Origin of the sequence: Corynebacterium sp. HMSC074C04, from assembly GCF_001838295.1 — a bacterium.
Taxonomy (GTDB): domain Bacteria; phylum Actinomycetota; class Actinomycetes; order Mycobacteriales; family Mycobacteriaceae; genus Corynebacterium; species Corynebacterium amycolatum.
This window is the reverse complement of the sequence record NZ_KV836272.1, coordinates 1,277,455-1,291,962: the sequence shown is the minus strand read 5'-3', so window position 1 is coordinate 1,291,962 and position 14,508 is coordinate 1,277,455. Positions and strand designations below refer to the sequence as shown.

Annotated in this window: 11 protein-coding genes and 3 tRNA genes; 10 read left to right on the top strand and 4 right to left on the bottom strand. The window is 59.2% G+C overall.

What is annotated here, in order from left to right:
• Positions 1–273 precede the first annotated feature (273 nt).
• From HMPREF3011_RS10100 to HMPREF3011_RS11235, 4 genes are all read left to right on the top strand, one after another.
• Entirely contained in the window at positions 274–585 is a 312-nt protein-coding gene (locus HMPREF3011_RS10100; RefSeq protein WP_070628733.1) for a hypothetical protein, read from the top strand.
• Between the two features lie 115 nt (positions 586–700).
• Positions 701–1,957, top strand: coding sequence for a hypothetical protein (locus HMPREF3011_RS10095; RefSeq protein ID WP_070628732.1), 1,257 nt, complete (start codon positions 701–703; stop codon positions 1,955–1,957).
• Positions 1,958–2,763: 806 nt separating this feature from the next.
• On the top strand, positions 2,764–3,168 hold the full coding sequence (locus HMPREF3011_RS11240; RefSeq protein ID WP_168165000.1) for a helix-turn-helix domain-containing protein: 405 nt from the start codon (positions 2,764–2,766) through the stop codon (positions 3,166–3,168).
• A gap of 381 nt (positions 3,169–3,549) precedes the next feature.
• Positions 3,550–3,717 carry a hypothetical protein gene (locus HMPREF3011_RS11235; RefSeq protein WP_168164999.1) on the top strand — a complete coding sequence of 56 codons (168 nt, stop codon included), beginning with the start codon at positions 3,550–3,552 and terminating at the stop codon, positions 3,715–3,717.
• Between the two features lie 512 nt (positions 3,718–4,229).
• Here HMPREF3011_RS11235 and HMPREF3011_RS10090 read toward each other — a convergent pair.
• From HMPREF3011_RS10090 to HMPREF3011_RS11160, 3 genes are all read right to left on the bottom strand, one after another.
• Positions 4,230–4,526, bottom strand: coding sequence for a hypothetical protein (locus HMPREF3011_RS10090; protein WP_070628731.1), 297 nt, complete (start codon positions 4,524–4,526; stop codon positions 4,230–4,232).
• Positions 4,527–4,541: 15 nt separating this feature from the next.
• Positions 4,542–4,745, bottom strand: a complete 204-nt coding sequence (locus HMPREF3011_RS10085; RefSeq protein WP_070628730.1) for a hypothetical protein — start codon at positions 4,743–4,745, stop codon at positions 4,542–4,544.
• A gap of 861 nt (positions 4,746–5,606) precedes the next feature.
• Positions 5,607–5,852 (bottom strand): hypothetical protein, encoded by a 246-nt coding sequence (locus HMPREF3011_RS11160; protein WP_141752985.1) that lies wholly within the window; start codon positions 5,850–5,852, stop codon positions 5,607–5,609.
• 575 nt (positions 5,853–6,427) lie between these two features.
• On the opposite strand from HMPREF3011_RS11160, the gene HMPREF3011_RS10075 reads away from it, so the two are divergent.
• Positions 6,428–7,168, top strand: a complete 741-nt coding sequence (locus tag HMPREF3011_RS10075) for a hypothetical protein (protein ID WP_038627286.1) — start codon at positions 6,428–6,430, stop codon at positions 7,166–7,168.
• The gene (locus HMPREF3011_RS10070) at positions 7,161–8,057 is read left to right on the top strand and encodes a hypothetical protein (protein ID WP_038627288.1); all 897 of its coding nucleotides are present in this window, start codon (positions 7,161–7,163) and stop codon (positions 8,055–8,057) included. The genes HMPREF3011_RS10075 and HMPREF3011_RS10070 overlap by 8 nt, the downstream gene beginning before the upstream one ends.
• 14 nt (positions 8,058–8,071) lie before the next feature.
• Here the strand turns inward: HMPREF3011_RS10070 and HMPREF3011_RS10065 are convergent, their stop codons facing one another.
• Positions 8,072–9,211 (bottom strand): histidinol-phosphate transaminase, encoded by a 1,140-nt coding sequence (locus tag HMPREF3011_RS10065; RefSeq protein ID WP_038627297.1) that lies wholly within the window; start codon positions 9,209–9,211, stop codon positions 8,072–8,074.
• Between the two features lie 211 nt (positions 9,212–9,422).
• Between HMPREF3011_RS10065 and HMPREF3011_RS10060 the strand changes: the two genes are divergently transcribed.
• From HMPREF3011_RS10060 to HMPREF3011_RS10045, 4 genes are all read left to right on the top strand, one after another.
• Positions 9,423–9,514: transfer RNA gene (locus HMPREF3011_RS10060), tRNA-Ser, on the top strand.
• 3 nt (positions 9,515–9,517) lie between these two features.
• A tRNA-Arg gene (locus HMPREF3011_RS10055) sits at positions 9,518–9,593 on the top strand.
• 558 nt (positions 9,594–10,151) lie between these two features.
• Complete coding sequence (locus tag HMPREF3011_RS10050; RefSeq protein WP_070841476.1) at positions 10,152–13,835, top strand: phosphoribosylformylglycinamidine synthase; 3,684 nt, start codon at positions 10,152–10,154, stop codon at positions 13,833–13,835.
• 239 nt (positions 13,836–14,074) lie between these two features.
• Positions 14,075–14,147: transfer RNA gene (locus HMPREF3011_RS10045), tRNA-Arg, on the top strand.
• Positions 14,148–14,508 lie beyond the last annotated feature (361 nt).

Genomic DNA, 14,508 nt, shown 5'->3' with positions numbered 1-14,508 from the left:
TTTCGGAAGATTATTCGAATGGGTGACATGACTCCCGAAGATTTTTCCGCAATTGCCCGTGAGATTCAGGCGGGCATGTATGGGAGGTGTGTCTAATGGATAAGCGGGTGAGCGTAAAGAAAACCCCCGTGTTGCAGCACGGGGGAAACGACGAAATTTGTATGGGTTCCGTCGTTGCCTACTTTACGTTCCGGCTCGGCGATGTTCACAACACAGGTCAAAAGAATCTTTGTGACGTGGCAATAGCCACACGTAAAGAGGGGCGATAACTCGATGAACGAAAAGAAAAACCCCGCGCCTGGCAGGTACGGGGTATTCGCAGAATCAACTCCCAACTTTATCACCTATCAGCAGCTAGCCGTATGTTTTGGCTACTCGAAAGACATGCGGAAGTGCGCCCGCGAAGTCGCTGGAAAACTCGCAACGATTGAGCAATTCGGCAGCGTGGATATGAGCGCCTGGGAGTCAACACTGACAGTCCATGAACTGCGATTGCTCTGGGAACTGGCGGGGCCACAGCAGCGCCGGGCGATTGAAGATCTGGCAGATGTGATTAAGCGCCGGGAGGCGGTGCAGTATGAGTAATCAGCCAACACGGTACACACTGGACCAGCTAGAGAATGTCGAACCGCTGGAATATCAGGTGTTCACATCGTCGCAGGCGATGAGGAAAATCTGGCATAGAAGCATTGCTAGGCGTATGAGTCCGTGGGGAGTGCTAGCAAACGTGCTGGCCTATGTCAGTGCGGCGATTCCTCCAATTGTTCAAACCCCACCGATTCTTGGCGGCTACGGATCACTGAATCTTTTGGTTGGTCTAGTCGGTTCCTCGGGCGCAGGTAAAGGCGCGTCGCAGGCTGTAGCCCGTGAACTCATGGAGTTCAAACAGTATGACCGGGGCGGCTTAGATGTTGATATTGAAGAGTTTCCACTAGGCACCGGCCAAGGTGTCGCACAGGTATTTAAGCCACCGGCCAAAGATGAGGACCGGCTGCAGGTTGACCGGGCCCTGTTCGTCGCAACCGAAATTGATGGGCTGGCAGCAAGTACTCAGCAACGCGGTGCAACGATTATGACGGTGCTCCGTCAGGTGTGGTCTGGGGAAAACCCCGGGGCCGTCAACGGAAGCCGGGAGACTACCCGCAATATCCCGGCCCATTCGTACCGGGCCACCCTGCTGTGTGGAATCCAGCCGGAACGGTCGGCAGCACTGCTCAATGAGCATGAGCTAGCAGGCGGTACTCCTCAGCGGTGGTTGTGGCTGGAAGTAGCACGCTACCCCGGTCGTGAGCGCCGGGCCGATAAGGAACTGGCCGCCGGGCCGCTAACTGTGGTGATGCCGAAGTCCTTTGCCCCACCGGAGTCGAAAACACAGCAGCACCCGAAGCCGGTAACCATTGACCTGCCGGGGGAGGTGGAGGAAGAGACTGTTGAGCTCTACGAGCAGAACCAACTCAAAGATGATGGCTCGGTTCATACACACAGAAACCTAACCAGAATCAAAGTTGCGTGCCTGCTGGCCGTCCTCAATGGCAGCGACAGCAGCGGTCGCATTGCGGTAACCCTCGATGAATGGCGCATTGCCGGGCTGGTCATGGATAAGTCAGATCAGGCACGGCAGCGGTGTGAAACCGCACTCAAGGCAGCACAATCACGGGACAAGACACGCCGCATTGTTGAAGACGAGGTTGCCCGTGACGACGCGCGGCGGCAGACAGCAATCAATTGGGTTCGCCGCAGAGTTCGCCACGGATTCTTTGACGGTTGGGTTATCGGCGGTGCTGCACGCAATAGTGCTGATAGTAGATTGCGCGATCAGTTCCCTGACGCGCTGCACTACGTCGTTGACCATGACAAGCTACTTGAGCGCGTTCCACTCATGGACGGCACCGGCAAGAATCAGGCACGCGACAAAGACGGATTGCCGGAATACCAGTACCGGAAGCTAGGTCGGTAGCTGGATAGGGTGGGACTCCAATCCCCCAACGCCCCAACCCTGGTCAGCGGGGGTTTTACGCCCCCAAAATCAAACCCCAATCCTCCAAACTCAATGAATCTACCGTTAGGGTTTTGGGGTTTTGGGGCACCAGTTTGGGGCCCAAAAACATGCCCTGACCTGCATTGGGGTTTTGGGGCTTTGGAGAACGGGGTATAAACAGCCCGACGCGCCTGGCGGTTCTGTGGTTAAAGACCCCTGGGGGCTATCCCCTCCGTGAGATTAATCCCGGCCCCCGGTGGCGTAGGTGTGAGGGGCGGTTACAGGTCTGGAGTTTTATACCCCAGGGGGCAACCCCCTCCCTCGGGGCGCATGGCCCCGGTTGGCAATGGCGCTAGGGCTGAGCCTGGCCGTGGGATTCCTGGCCCAGGGGATGGCCCCCTCCCCAGTCTGCCTTGTCGGCCGGAGGGCATTGCTGCGCTGTTTGTGTACGGGTTTGACCGTTTTCGCATTTTTCCGGTGAGTGGCAGCAGATAGCAGTGTGAGGCGGTTCAACGCCACGAGAAAACGTTTGTGAAGTGAACTAGTATGAAAACATGATGGTTCACACATCAAACACATCTGAACAACAGGCCATTGAAACCAGACTCACCACAGCACTAACCACTATTGCGCGCATGGCGGAAAACCTTGATGACTTAATCGGCGGTCATGGCCGTGTCGCTCGGTTCGGGGAAATCAGGCGGCGTAATCCACGGTCACAACCGCCATGTAATTTGAGCTGGTTGCAATTCGGGGTTGAGTTACAAGATGTGTTGCGGTGCGGTGTGGCACAGGCGCGCGCTGACGGCTCTACAGGCGTTCCACGCGATCGCAGCGGTGAAGCACTTGCTTGGTGGCTAGCAGGCCACAGCAGCCAACTAGCAGCCCTGCAGTGGGTTACCTCAGCTTCCTGGTGGTCCCTGCGCTCGGGTAGCAATGGGGTGTCCTGGCTCGATGAGGTAGAGCTGTATGCCGATACCCTGCAGAACGCCATTAATCCACCTGAAAAGCACCCACCAGCAGGCAGCACGGTAGAGGTCGCAACCTGGTGCGGCGTGTCCGCTACCTCGGTCCGCAATTGGCGGCGCGCTGGAAAACTACAAGGATTCTGGAACGGCAAAAAGTGGACCTACAGGACTAGCGACGTGCTGAGGGTGAAAGAAGAAATGGCGGCGCGTCGGGCAGGGTAGTCGGTGCTAGATAATCCGGGCGTGTGCTGCAGTCCGTAATCGGTGCATGTGTCCTTGAGGTGTGCGGCCCCCGGGAAATCTTAGGGCGGTGGCTCGCCCGCGACTCTCTCGGTTCGCTGTGCTTGCTTGTCTCTCTCTCCTTTTGTTTTGTGGTGCTAATTAGTGGGGTGGGGAGGTAACCCTGGCGGTGTCCATGGCGCTAAAGGGCACTGCGTTGTTGCGGTACCTCCCCCGGTGGCCGGTGGTGTCGAACGAGCCCAAAATCAGGGGGTTGGGTCGCTGCTGCTCGGTGGTGGTTGCTGCAGGTGGCGGGCTGTTTTAAGGGTGGGGGTTGCCGTAAACTATCGGTGTCAAAACGTAAAGGGTATGTGAGGTGTTTGCATGAAGTTGGAAGCTGGTAAGTGGCAACTGCAGTTTGATGAGCTTACGGCGCTGATCCGGTCGCTGGAAGCAATGGAGCCTAAGCCTGCGAAAGAGATTGTGGCGGCGTATGCGCAGCGGGCGCGTGCGATTGAGGAATTGGAGAAATCCCCGTTTGGTAAGCGCTGATAGGGGCTAGGTGTCTTGGCGCGCGGTAATCCGTATAGCGGGTTATTCTGTCGGTGCTCCAGTTTGACTGTGAGACTGTGGCATTGGCCCTACTGCTGGCGGCGCATTCCCTCCCCGCGCGTGCTGGTGGTAGGGCGCTTTTGTCTCGGTGAAATTCCCGCCGGTGGGAAATCCGGCGGCCCCGGCAGGTGTAACAAATGTGACACGTGAAGCCGTGAATGTTTAGGATTTTAAAACTTTTAAGATTCGGCGCTGGTGGCAGTGGCCCAATCGCCTGTTGTTTACAACTTGTAAATATCTCGGTGAGGTCCGTGAGCCTTGGGCATAATCCCGGATTCTGGATTATAGGGTTACGCGGTGAGCGCGTGCACGGTCAATAATGACCGGGGAGGAAATACCAATTTGGTAAATGCCCGGATTTGGGCATAACGGATTCGGTGATCCACACCCCCGCTTGGTGTACCTATTAGCGTGGAAATACGAAAAACCCCTCGCCGTTTGGTGAGGGGTTTCTACGGGTGGGGCCCTACGTAAAGGGCGACAATTTTGTTATCGCCCCACCAAGACCAGTGGATACGCCAAGCCGATGGCGTGTTGTTTTCGATGTACGAGATGTAAATCGGCTCACTCTCCGCTTTAACGCCCTCGAGCATGTGAGTTCTAAACGATGGATAGGACGGGCCATAAGTCTCCATGAGCTTTACGGCTTTGCGTACCTTTTCTCGTTTCTCCGGGCGCTTTTTTATGGCCTTGTCGTACTGGCGTTGAGCGCTGACAGCGATCTGAAAACGGTACTGCTTATCGGCCATGAAATAGCTCGGATATTAGATCTCGAAGTCGGTGAATCGGCCGTCGAGGTAATCGTCGATGCTGTCGTTCATTACGGATAGCACCTCCGGGTTGGAGTAAATCGTTGCGAGCTCCGAGTTCATGTCTTCTTTGTGTACGTGAGAAATGCGACCTGCTGCATCCCTAAAGGCCAGCATCTCGCCGCAGTCGAACGAGTTCTTGTACAGAGTCGCGCTCATATCTGCGGTCCTTCCCTTTTCGTCGCTGAATAGTGCTGAGGTCCGATATGTGCAAGGGATTTAATCCTTGTCCATTAGGTGATTACGTAACCAGTAACCACGCTGACCCTTGAACCATTCTCACACGGCGCGCCTAATTCTTCTGCAACTGTAAGACGCAATTCTTCTGCAACTGTAAGACGCAAAAGCCCTAACCACGAGATGACCTTGGCTATTGACGAATAATTGGGCGGGAGGCCGTTCCCCTATGTGGGGGTATTTTTAATAGCTGGGTTAACCACCGCCCCTAACGCTCTAGGTGTGAGCGCCTTAGGCGGTGGTCTATCTCGAGTAGCTAGGTGCCTAGCTAGTGGCCAACGCTAGTAGTCAAAACCGGCCAAGCCGGGCGTGTCACTTTGGCTACTGACTTACGCCAGGGGGACCACGGATAGTCTACTCAAATGTGGGCTTACCGTCCGCACCAACCGTTACGATGTTCGTAATAGACGGCTTCCGCATAGGGGAGGGATTGCGGGAATTTACGCCGGCGTAAAATATCCACCCGCGCTCGCATGGGGTCTGTCTGCTGGCAACTTTTGTCAGTAGCTTACACACGGGATTCCGTGTTAGCTTTCGTGCTCGAAATGCCGCGGGGTGGTGGTTCACCACCTCGTAGTTTCCGTGCACTCGTGGGGCATATCCTCGTTGACCTGCGCAAAACCCCTGTTCGCAAATCGATTCTAAGCGGTTAAAGGGCGGGAGCGCGTACCCTAACACCCCTTAATCGCTTACAGGGCGTTCTACAGCACCGGCCCTAGCCTGCGATTATGTAAAACCGGGTGATTCTTACACTTAGCATGGCCGGGCCGGTCGCTTAATGACTTAGCTGTTGTTGGTATCGCCAGGCGCGGCTTGGTGCCTATCCCTAGCTGATTCAAGGGCGGTCTGAACTTCCTTGTGTACGTCACGGCCTGCAATACGGCTAAGCGCGTCGGTGAGGGTGTTCACATGCTCAATGGTGAGCGGTGTGCCGTCGTCGATCTCGTCGGTTAGTGGAAGCTCGGGGCACACGATACTTGCGGTGAGTTCTTGTAGTTCTCGGAGTGCGTGGGCGGTGTAGGTGGACATGCTTTTTCCTTTGCTGTTTTCGTGCTGTGTGATGATGGCCTTGTCACGAACCTTGTCACGACGCACGGTAGGCGGGTTGAATACATGCGCTGACCAGCTGCAACGCAGAAAAGGGGCAGAATCCCCCTGCTTCCGCAGATGGAAACCCTCGGTAGTTGTTCTACTGGGGGGTTTCTTCATTTGTCTTCAAAATTGGCGTATGTGGTGGGGTCAGCGACGGATAGTCGTACCGTACGTAACCGCGGTATTGCGCGCATTGCTGCATTCTCTCCGGCCGCAGGTATGACATGCGCGGACATGTGCGGGATTCGGCAGTATCGCACATGCTCAGGAACTGGTGGTCAATGACACCATCGCCAAGGGGGCGCCGACGCGATTGCCGACGGTTCGTTGAATACAGGAACTGAAATCCACTTCAACCCGGGGCACTCGGTGGAAAAGCTGCATGACATGGACCCGAAACCGTTGTGGCCTGAAACAATACGGGCAATTTGCCAAAACCGGTAAGCTCGGTCTTGCTGTAATACAAACCCAGCGTCAAACTGGCGGACGGTATTGAGGGAAAAGGTCGAACAATGGCAACGAATCGGAGCAACCACTCGGACGACTCGTTCGGTGAGTGGAGCATAAATCCGGACGCGTCAGATGATCAGCCCTCTGCAGATACGCCGGCAAATGCGTGGAGCGCTGTGGATGGGGCACAGTGGGAGCAGGCTGAGGGGCAAACGCAGTATCTGCAGCAGTATCAACAGTCCCAGCAGCCTGAACCGTACCGCCCCGCCCCCTATGTCCCTGGCCCGCAAGCTGGGCCGGCTGCTGCACCGAGCAATGACAATAAGGGGCTGACCATCGCGGTTATTGTCCTGGCGCTCGTTGCGGTTTCCCTCCTCGCCGGCGCAATGGCCTTCTTCTACTTCTCCGATTCGAAGGGAGTGAATTCAGCCGGCAGCAACTCATCCCAGTCGGTTCAGTCCGCTAGAACTGAGGATTCCTCCACGTCGTCGACCGCTGAGAAGAAGCGTCGCGCTGAGGGATTCCAGCCGCCATCGAGTTGGCGCCACTGCTCCGGCTCGGGTGATTCGGGTGATTTGAACTTGGTATATGCAGAAAATGTCGGAGGTAACACGACAACCTGCCCGTTTGCCACCAACGTGCGCAATTCCTTCGTTGAGCAGTACCAACTTACGAAGAAGCTCAACGGTACTGTCACCGCTAGCAGCCCAACAACTGGCAAGACTTACACCATGACCTGCCGCGATAACGGTGAGGTTGTCACCTGCACCGGCGGTACGAATGCGACGGTGCACATTGTCTAAACGTCTCCGAGTAGCTCTGGCCGCAACCGCCGTCGTCACGCTCGGTCTTAGCGCCTGCACCATCGGCACCAACTCCGACTCGTCGATGCCCTCGCCGACGCTGTCCAATTCGCTTGACGACGGCCCCGGAGGCGCATCCTCCGGCGGGAAAGTTGTGCCCGGTGAGATGCCTCGCGAAGTTGTCGAGGCCGTGAAGTCCGCGCAAAAGGAATTCGGTGGTTTGGCCGGCGCCGCTCTGGCAACGCCGGATAAAGATTCCGAAGTGGTTTCCACGGGGGATTTCAAAACTGGTCCGGCCTGGTCTACCTCCAAGGTGCCAATCGCAGTGGCTTATGTGCGCCAATTGGGCGTGGACGCGCAGGTGGAATCTGCAATCACGGTTTCCGACAACGACGCGGCTGAGTCCATGTGGTACTCCCTGGGAGATGACGCGACCGCAGGCGAGACCACCAATAAAATCCTTCGAGAGGGCCACGACACCCGCACCGTCATGGGCACTGACCGCATCCGCGCGCAATACACCGTCTTCGGACAGACGCAGTGGGATTTGCGCGACCAAGCCGTTTTCGGCGCCAATTTGCAGTGCATCGAGGAGGGCCCAAAGGTTGCTGACCTCATGGGGCAGATTGCCGACGAGCAGTCCTACGGCCTCGGACGCATCCGCGGTGCCCACTTCAAGGGCGGTTGGGGCCCCGATGATGAAGGCGTCTACCTTGTGCGGCAGTTCGGCTATCTGCCGGGCAAGAAGCCGGGCACCTTCGTTGGTGTCGCTATCGCAGCCCAGCCTGACGACGGCACCTATGAGACCGGCCAGCAGATGCTCGACCGCATCGCAAAGGCGATTGAGCGCAGTGGTGGCGCAACCACTGGCCGCGCCGGCACCTGCTAGCTGAGCGATAGCTGCTAGTGCTCAATTCCTAGCGCAGCCAGCAGCTGCGAGGTCTCTTCCTCGGTAGTGATGGTGATGCGAGCACCTTCGCCGGCAAAGCAGCGGATGAGAATGTTGCGCTGCGCCAAGAAGTCACCGAGATCCGTGGTGGTGGCCACCGAGACGTCGTCAAGCAAAGAGAGATCGGCAATCCGATCCTCACCAATCCAAATGAAGTTGGCCTGCGAGTTCGGCAGCACCGTCTCGCGGCCGGTGGCGGCGTTGATGGCCTCGGTGACAGCGACGCGCTGTGCGCGGACCTCGGCGATGCGGGCGGTGAGCTCTTCCTGTGCGTCTAGCGAGGTGAGCGCGGCGATCTGCGCAAGAGTGTTTACGGAGAAGGGGATAGCGACCTTATTCACGGCCTCCACAAGCTTCTCCGGACCGAACATGTAGCCCACGCGGAGCCCGGCCAGGCCGTAGACCTTGGAGAATGTGCGCAAGCCAACCAGGTTGGGGTAGGTATCCAGCAGCTCATGAGCCAACGGGGTAGCGGCGTGAGTGGCCTCGTCCACCAGCTCGATGTAGGCCTCGTCGAGAGCAACCACAACATCGCCCGGAACCTGCGCCATAAACTCCGCAAATGCCTCGCGAGTGACGGTCGTGCCCGTTGGGTTGTTGGGGTTACAGACGAAAACCAGACGTGTGCGGTCGGTGATAGCGGCAGCCATAGCTGAGAGGTCATTGCGACCCTGCGCATCCAGCGGCACCGGCACCGGAGTAGCCCCGGCGACGCGAGCGAGAATGGGGTAGGCCTCGAAACTGCGCCACGGGAACACGACCTCATCCCCATCCGCACAGGTGGCCTGCACAAGCTGCAGGCACAGAGCGGAGGAGCCGCAGCCGACCGCGACCTGCTCCATGGGCAGGCGCAGGTGTTCGCCGAGCTTAATGCGCAGGTCAACCGCGCCCATGTCCGGGTAACGGTTCGGACTGGTAGTTGGGTCAGAGATGGTCTGCGAGATGGCCTCCACCACCGAGGGTAGCGGCGGTTGGGTCATTTCATTGGACGCAATCTTCAGCGCGCCGGGCACAGTCTTGCCCGGAACATAGGCCGGAACCTGTTCGAGGTCGGCACGGGTTTTGGGCTGAACTGAAGATGCATCGTTGGTCATAGGCCTAACTGTAGAACATGGTCCGGATTGGGCAGTACAAAATCCCCGCAAAATCCCAAGGTGTGGTCGCTATTTGTGGTGCCGTATTCGGTGGCTTCGCGGGTGTTTTGCTTTTCAATTCTTGTGTTCTGTAGGATTGGCTGCGGTTATTTGGTCTTGCCAACGCAATGGCGAACAGCTTTGCTGAAGCGGGATCGATGCCAGTGGTTTTGGAGGCGTGCCAGAGCGGCCGAATGGGGCTCCCTGCTAAGGAGTTGCCTGTCTTGCGACGGGCCGGAGGTTCGAATCCTCTCGCCTCCGCCACACGCGCCCGTAGCTCAACGGATAGAGCATCTGACTACGGATCAGAAGGTTAGGGGTTCGAATCCCTTCGGGCGCACCACGTAGACCCGCACCTTGTAGGTGCGGGTCTTTTTGTTTTTATTACCTGGCAGTGCAGCGCGAGCCGAGGCATTGCGGGGCGGGGCAGCGCGATCCTTCACTTGTGGCCAGGGTTCGGTCACTTATCGATGGTTTCTCGTGACCTGTCGATGGTTTTGCGCCACTTATGCGCGCGCTGTGGGTGCTACGTGTGCACTTGTCGATGCGCTGTTCACTTGTGGCCAGGCTATAGCGAATCGATGGGTGAACTATGCATCGATAAGACAACGAACCAGCTCCCTTGCTTCAGCAACGCGCAGCAACAGGTAGCAACGCGCAGCAACAGGTAGCAACGCGGACCTGCCGCCCGACTCACCACCTCCCTGAGCCGCCACGGCCGTACCTCCAACACCCCCGCGCAGCCTTTGCCTGGCCGAATCCGATTAGCCTGGCCTTGTACTTGGTCAATCGGGGCTTCCGCCCCGCGCCGCCTCGCACACCGGGGGACATTTTCCTATCCTGAACAGTTGCAATAGACTTAGACCCCGGTTGCCCTCCCCGTATTTCGATAGGAGCCTTGATGGACGCCCGTCTAGCCGTTCGCCGTAAGCCCGAGTTCCGCAATGAGGAAGCTACGCTGCTGTCCTCGATCGGCCAGGACGGTGAGGTGGCAATCTACTATCTCTACGATGCTTTCGATGCGACGGAGGAGGACCTCGTCGCGCTGCGTGAGTCGGTAGTTGCTGATTCGCGTGTCGACGAGCTGGTCGAGCTCCCGGCCCCCGCCGAGCTAGGGAACTACCTTGCTGTCGAGCCTCTTCCTGGCCAGTACGACCAGCGTGCCGATGCCGCCGAGCAGGCCCTGCGTCTACTCCGCCCGGAAACCCGCGCGCAGATCACCTCGGCAACGCTGTATGTTTTCGACTCTCCGGTGAATGACGCCGTACGCTCCTTCCTCATTAACCCGGTCGAGTCGGGGGAGAAGAACCTGAGCGTCCTGCGCCGTCCGAGCATGGGCGAGATTGAGCCGCTGAAGGAGTACCCGGGCTTCACAGAGCTGGATGACGAAGGCCTGGCCGAGCTGCTCGCAGCCGACGGCATGGCCATGTCGCTGGCCGATCTGAAGACCATCCAGGACTACTTCCGCTCCGAGGGCCGCACTCCGACCGAGGTGGAGCTGTCCGCACTGGATACCTACTGGTCAGACCACTGCCGCCACACCACCTTCAACACCGAGCTGACCTCCATCGAGAACAACGAGCCGCGCTTTGCCGCGCAGTTGGATCGCGCGCTGCGTCGCTACGACGAGCTGCGTGAACTCAACGGCCGCACTCACAAGCCACGCACCCTGATGGATATGGGCACCATCATGGGCCGCGAACTGCGTCGCACGGGCGTTATGGATGACCAGGAAGTTTCCGAGGAAATCAACGCCTGCTCCGTCTATGTCGACGTCGAGGGCGATGACCGCAAGTGGCTCCTCATGTTCAAGAACGAGACCCCCAACCACCCGACCGAGATCGAGCCGTTCGGTGGTGCCTCCACCTGTCTCGGCGGCGCGATCCGTGACCCGCTGTCAGGCCGTTCCTGGGTCTATCAGGCCATGCGTCTGTCCGGCGCAGGTGACATCAACACCCCGCGCGAGCAGACCCTCGAGGGCAAGCTGCCACAGCGCGATATTTCCTCTCGTGCCGCAGCCGGCTACTCCTCTTACGGCAACCAGATCGGTCTGGCCACCACTGGTGTGCGCGAGCTGGTCCACCCGGGATACGTCGCTAAGCGAATGGAACTCGGTGCCGTCGTCGCCGCTGCCCCGGCAGACAACGTCAAGCGCCTTGAGCCTGCGCCGGGCGATGTGGTGATCATGCTCGGTGGCCGCACCGGCCGTGACGGTGTCGGCGGTGCGACCGGCTCGTCGAAGGCCCACGATGAGGACTCGCTGGGCCGCTCCGGCGCCGAGGTGCAGAAGGGTAACCCGGTCAACGAGCGCAAGATTCAGCGCCTGTTCCGCCGCGAGGATGTCGCTACCAAGATTGTCCGCTGTAATGACTTCGGCGCTGGTGGCGTGTCCGTTGCGGTCGGTGAGCTGGCTGACTCCATTGACATTCACCTCGAGCGCGTGCCACTGAAGTACGCCGGTCTGAATGCTCGCGAGATTGCAATTTCCGAGTCCCAGGAGCGCATGGCGCTGGTCGTGCGCCCGGAGGACGCCGACTTCATCATCGCCGCCGCTGCCGAAGAGAACATCGAGGCAGTCGCGCTGGCAGATATCACTGACACCGGCCGTCTGCGCATGTTCATGGGCGACGAGGTTGTCTTCGACCTCTCCCGTGAGTTTATCGACACCAACGGCGCTGACCGCGCCCAGAACGTCGAGATGGTTGCTGCGGAGGGCGGCGTCGTAAAGCAGGCACCGGCGAGCGTGCTGGAGTCGCTGCGTGCGGCGACGGCGGGCTCCCAGGAGGGCATGATCGAGCAGTTCGACTCGACCGTCGGCCGCTCCACCGTGCTCATGCCATACGGTGGTGCGACGCAGAAAACCGACGAGCAGGCGTCGATCCAGACGCTGCCGGTCGATGGCGGCACGAGCACCGCGTCCGTCATGACTTGGGGTTACTCGCCATCGCTTGCCGACGAGTCCCCGTACCTCATGGGCTCCTACTCCGTCGTGGAGGCACTGGCTAAGCTCGCAGCGGCCGGTGGCGATCCGCGCGGTGCCTGGCTGAGTGTGCAGGAGTACTTCCAGCGCCTGGATCAGGATCCGCAGCGCTGGGGCGAGGTTGCGCAGGCTCTGCTCGGCCTACTGGAGGCTCAGGACGGCTTCCAGGTTGCGGCCATTGGCGGTAAGGACTCCATGTCCGGCACCTACGGCGAGGACCTGCACGTGCCGGCGACACTGGTGACCTTCGCAGTTGCCGCGATGGACGAGACCGACGCCATATCCGCTGCAATCCCGGCCGGTAACTTCGACCTCTACCTGTTTGCGCACAAGCCGCTCGAGTCCGGGGAACCGAACTACGAGCAGCTCAACGAACTATTTGCCGCTGTGCGTGAGCTGCGTCCGGCTGCGGCCTCGGCTGTTACCAACGCGGATCTGGCCGCGACTCTGGTCAACATGGCTGTGGGCAATGGCGTGGGCCTTGAGGTATCGCTGACGGAGGCTCCGCTGGGTTCCATCGTTGTGGCTGTTCCGGCTGGTCAGGCTGTTGAGGGTGCTGGTGCGGGGGCTGGTGCGGGGGCCGTGAAGATCGGTGCCACCGACGAGTCGGGCACGCTGCGCTTCGGTGCGGAGTCCTTCACTGTTTCGGAGGCCCTGGAGGCGATGGAGTCCGGTTACCGCGAGGTCTTCCCGCTCAATGAGTACGAGGGCGAGCCCCTGCCGGAGTTCGCCAACCAGGTCAACGAGACCGAGACCGACCTGCAGAGCCCGGGCAAGAAGGATGTCCACGTACTGCTGCCGGTCTTCCCGGGTACCAACTCCGAATACGACATGGCCGAGGCATTCGTCGCAGCTGGCGCTACCTACGAGTTCCACGTGATCCGCAACCTGACCCCGGCAATGCTGGCGGAGGACACGAAGGCGTTCATCGAGAAGCTCAAGGACGCTGACATCCTGGCGTTCTCCGGTGGCTTCTCCCTGGGTGATGAGCCGGACGGATCGGCTAAGTTCATCGCCGCGTTCCTGCGTTCCGACGATGTCGCAGCCGCCGTCAAGGAGTTCGTGGCCGGAAACGGTCTCGTGCTCGGTATTTGTAACGGTTTCCAGGCGCTGGTCAAGTCCGGTTTCCTGCCGTATGGTGACCCGGCGCAGCTCCGCGAGGACTCGCCGACCCTGGCCCACAATCGCCAGCTGCGCCACGTTTCCCGCATCGCCACCACCCGCGTGGCAACCGTGAATTCCCCGTGGCTGCGCGGTTTCGAGCCGGGCCAGACCCACCTCATGCCGGTTTCTCACGGTGAGGGCCGTTTCGTGGTTTCCGAGGACGAGGCTCGCCGACTGTTTGAGGCCGGTCAGGTCGCTTTCCAGTACGTCGATACTGGTGGCGATGCCGACGGTGGTGCCGAGGGCGTGCCGACGATGGCAGCGCCAGCCAACCCGAACGGTTCCTCCTACGCCATTGAGGGCATTGTCAGTGCCGACGGCAGGATCCTGGGCAAGATGGGCCACCCGGAGCGTTTCCGCGAGGGCCTGATGCGCAACATTCCGGGCATTGGTGAGCAGGACATCTTCGGCAACGCTGTCCGCTGGGTCCGCGGCGAGTAGTTCCTCGGTTTCTCCGGTCCGCGCCGGTGCTGGCCTCGGGGTCGGTTAGACCGGGGTAACCGCAACGAAACCTGTTGTTAATGTGCAACGGATATGTGTGCAACGAATATGTACTTGAATAAGTGCCCAAAAAGGTTGCGTGAGCAGGCGATTTTGTAAAACTTCGCAGGATGAGTAAAGTATCTATTCGTTGCAGGGGCCGAGGGAATTACCCCAGAGTCGCTGAATAACAACAAAATGCGCCCGTAGCTCAACGGATAGAGCATCTGACTACGGATCAGAAGGTTAGGGGTTCGAATCCCTTCGGGCGCACAAAGCAGACCCGCACCGATAAGGTGCGGGTCTTTTTGTCTGCCCGACTTGTCGACGGTTCTCCGGCACTTATGCGCGCGGTATTGGCTCTGCCTGCGCTCATGTCGATGAGCTATTCACTTGTGGCCAGGCTATAGCTCATCGATATGTGAATATCTCATCGACAGGTGAGGGGCGGAATTGACAGGTGAGGGGCGGAGCGGAGAATCAAGCAGGGAACTAGAGTATTCGTGCCTTTTCGTAAGCGAAGTCGACAAGAAGTCCGCATTTCCGCCCACCCGCATCCGCAAACCGCACCCGCATCCGCAAACGGCCACCGCCACCCGCAAACGGCCACCGCCCACCTGCACCCGCACCCGCA

Excerpts from the sequence above, each read along its gene's own strand:
- HMPREF3011_RS10100 (WP_070628733.1), top strand. The coding sequence starts at position 274 with ATGAACGAAAAGAAAAACCCCGCGCCTGGCAGGTACGGGGTATTCGCA.
- HMPREF3011_RS10095 (WP_070628732.1), top strand. The coding sequence starts at position 701 with ATGAGTCCGTGGGGAGTGCTAGCAAACGTGCTGGCCTATGTCAGTGCG.
- HMPREF3011_RS11235 (WP_168164999.1), top strand. The coding sequence starts at position 3,550 with ATGAAGTTGGAAGCTGGTAAGTGGCAACTGCAGTTTGATGAGCTTACG.
- HMPREF3011_RS10090 (WP_070628731.1), bottom strand. The coding sequence starts at position 4,526 with ATGGCCGATAAGCAGTACCGTTTTCAGATCGCTGTCAGCGCTCAACGC.
- HMPREF3011_RS10085 (WP_070628730.1), bottom strand. The coding sequence starts at position 4,745 with ATGAGCGCGACTCTGTACAAGAACTCGTTCGACTGCGGCGAGATGCTG.
- HMPREF3011_RS11160 (WP_141752985.1), bottom strand. The coding sequence starts at position 5,852 with ATGTCCACCTACACCGCCCACGCACTCCGAGAACTACAAGAACTCACC.
- HMPREF3011_RS10075 (WP_038627286.1), top strand. The coding sequence starts at position 6,428 with ATGGCAACGAATCGGAGCAACCACTCGGACGACTCGTTCGGTGAGTGG.
- HMPREF3011_RS10065 (WP_038627297.1), bottom strand. The coding sequence starts at position 9,211 with ATGACCAACGATGCATCTTCAGTTCAGCCCAAAACCCGTGCCGACCTC.
- HMPREF3011_RS10050 (WP_070841476.1), top strand. The coding sequence starts at position 10,152 with ATGGACGCCCGTCTAGCCGTTCGCCGTAAGCCCGAGTTCCGCAATGAG.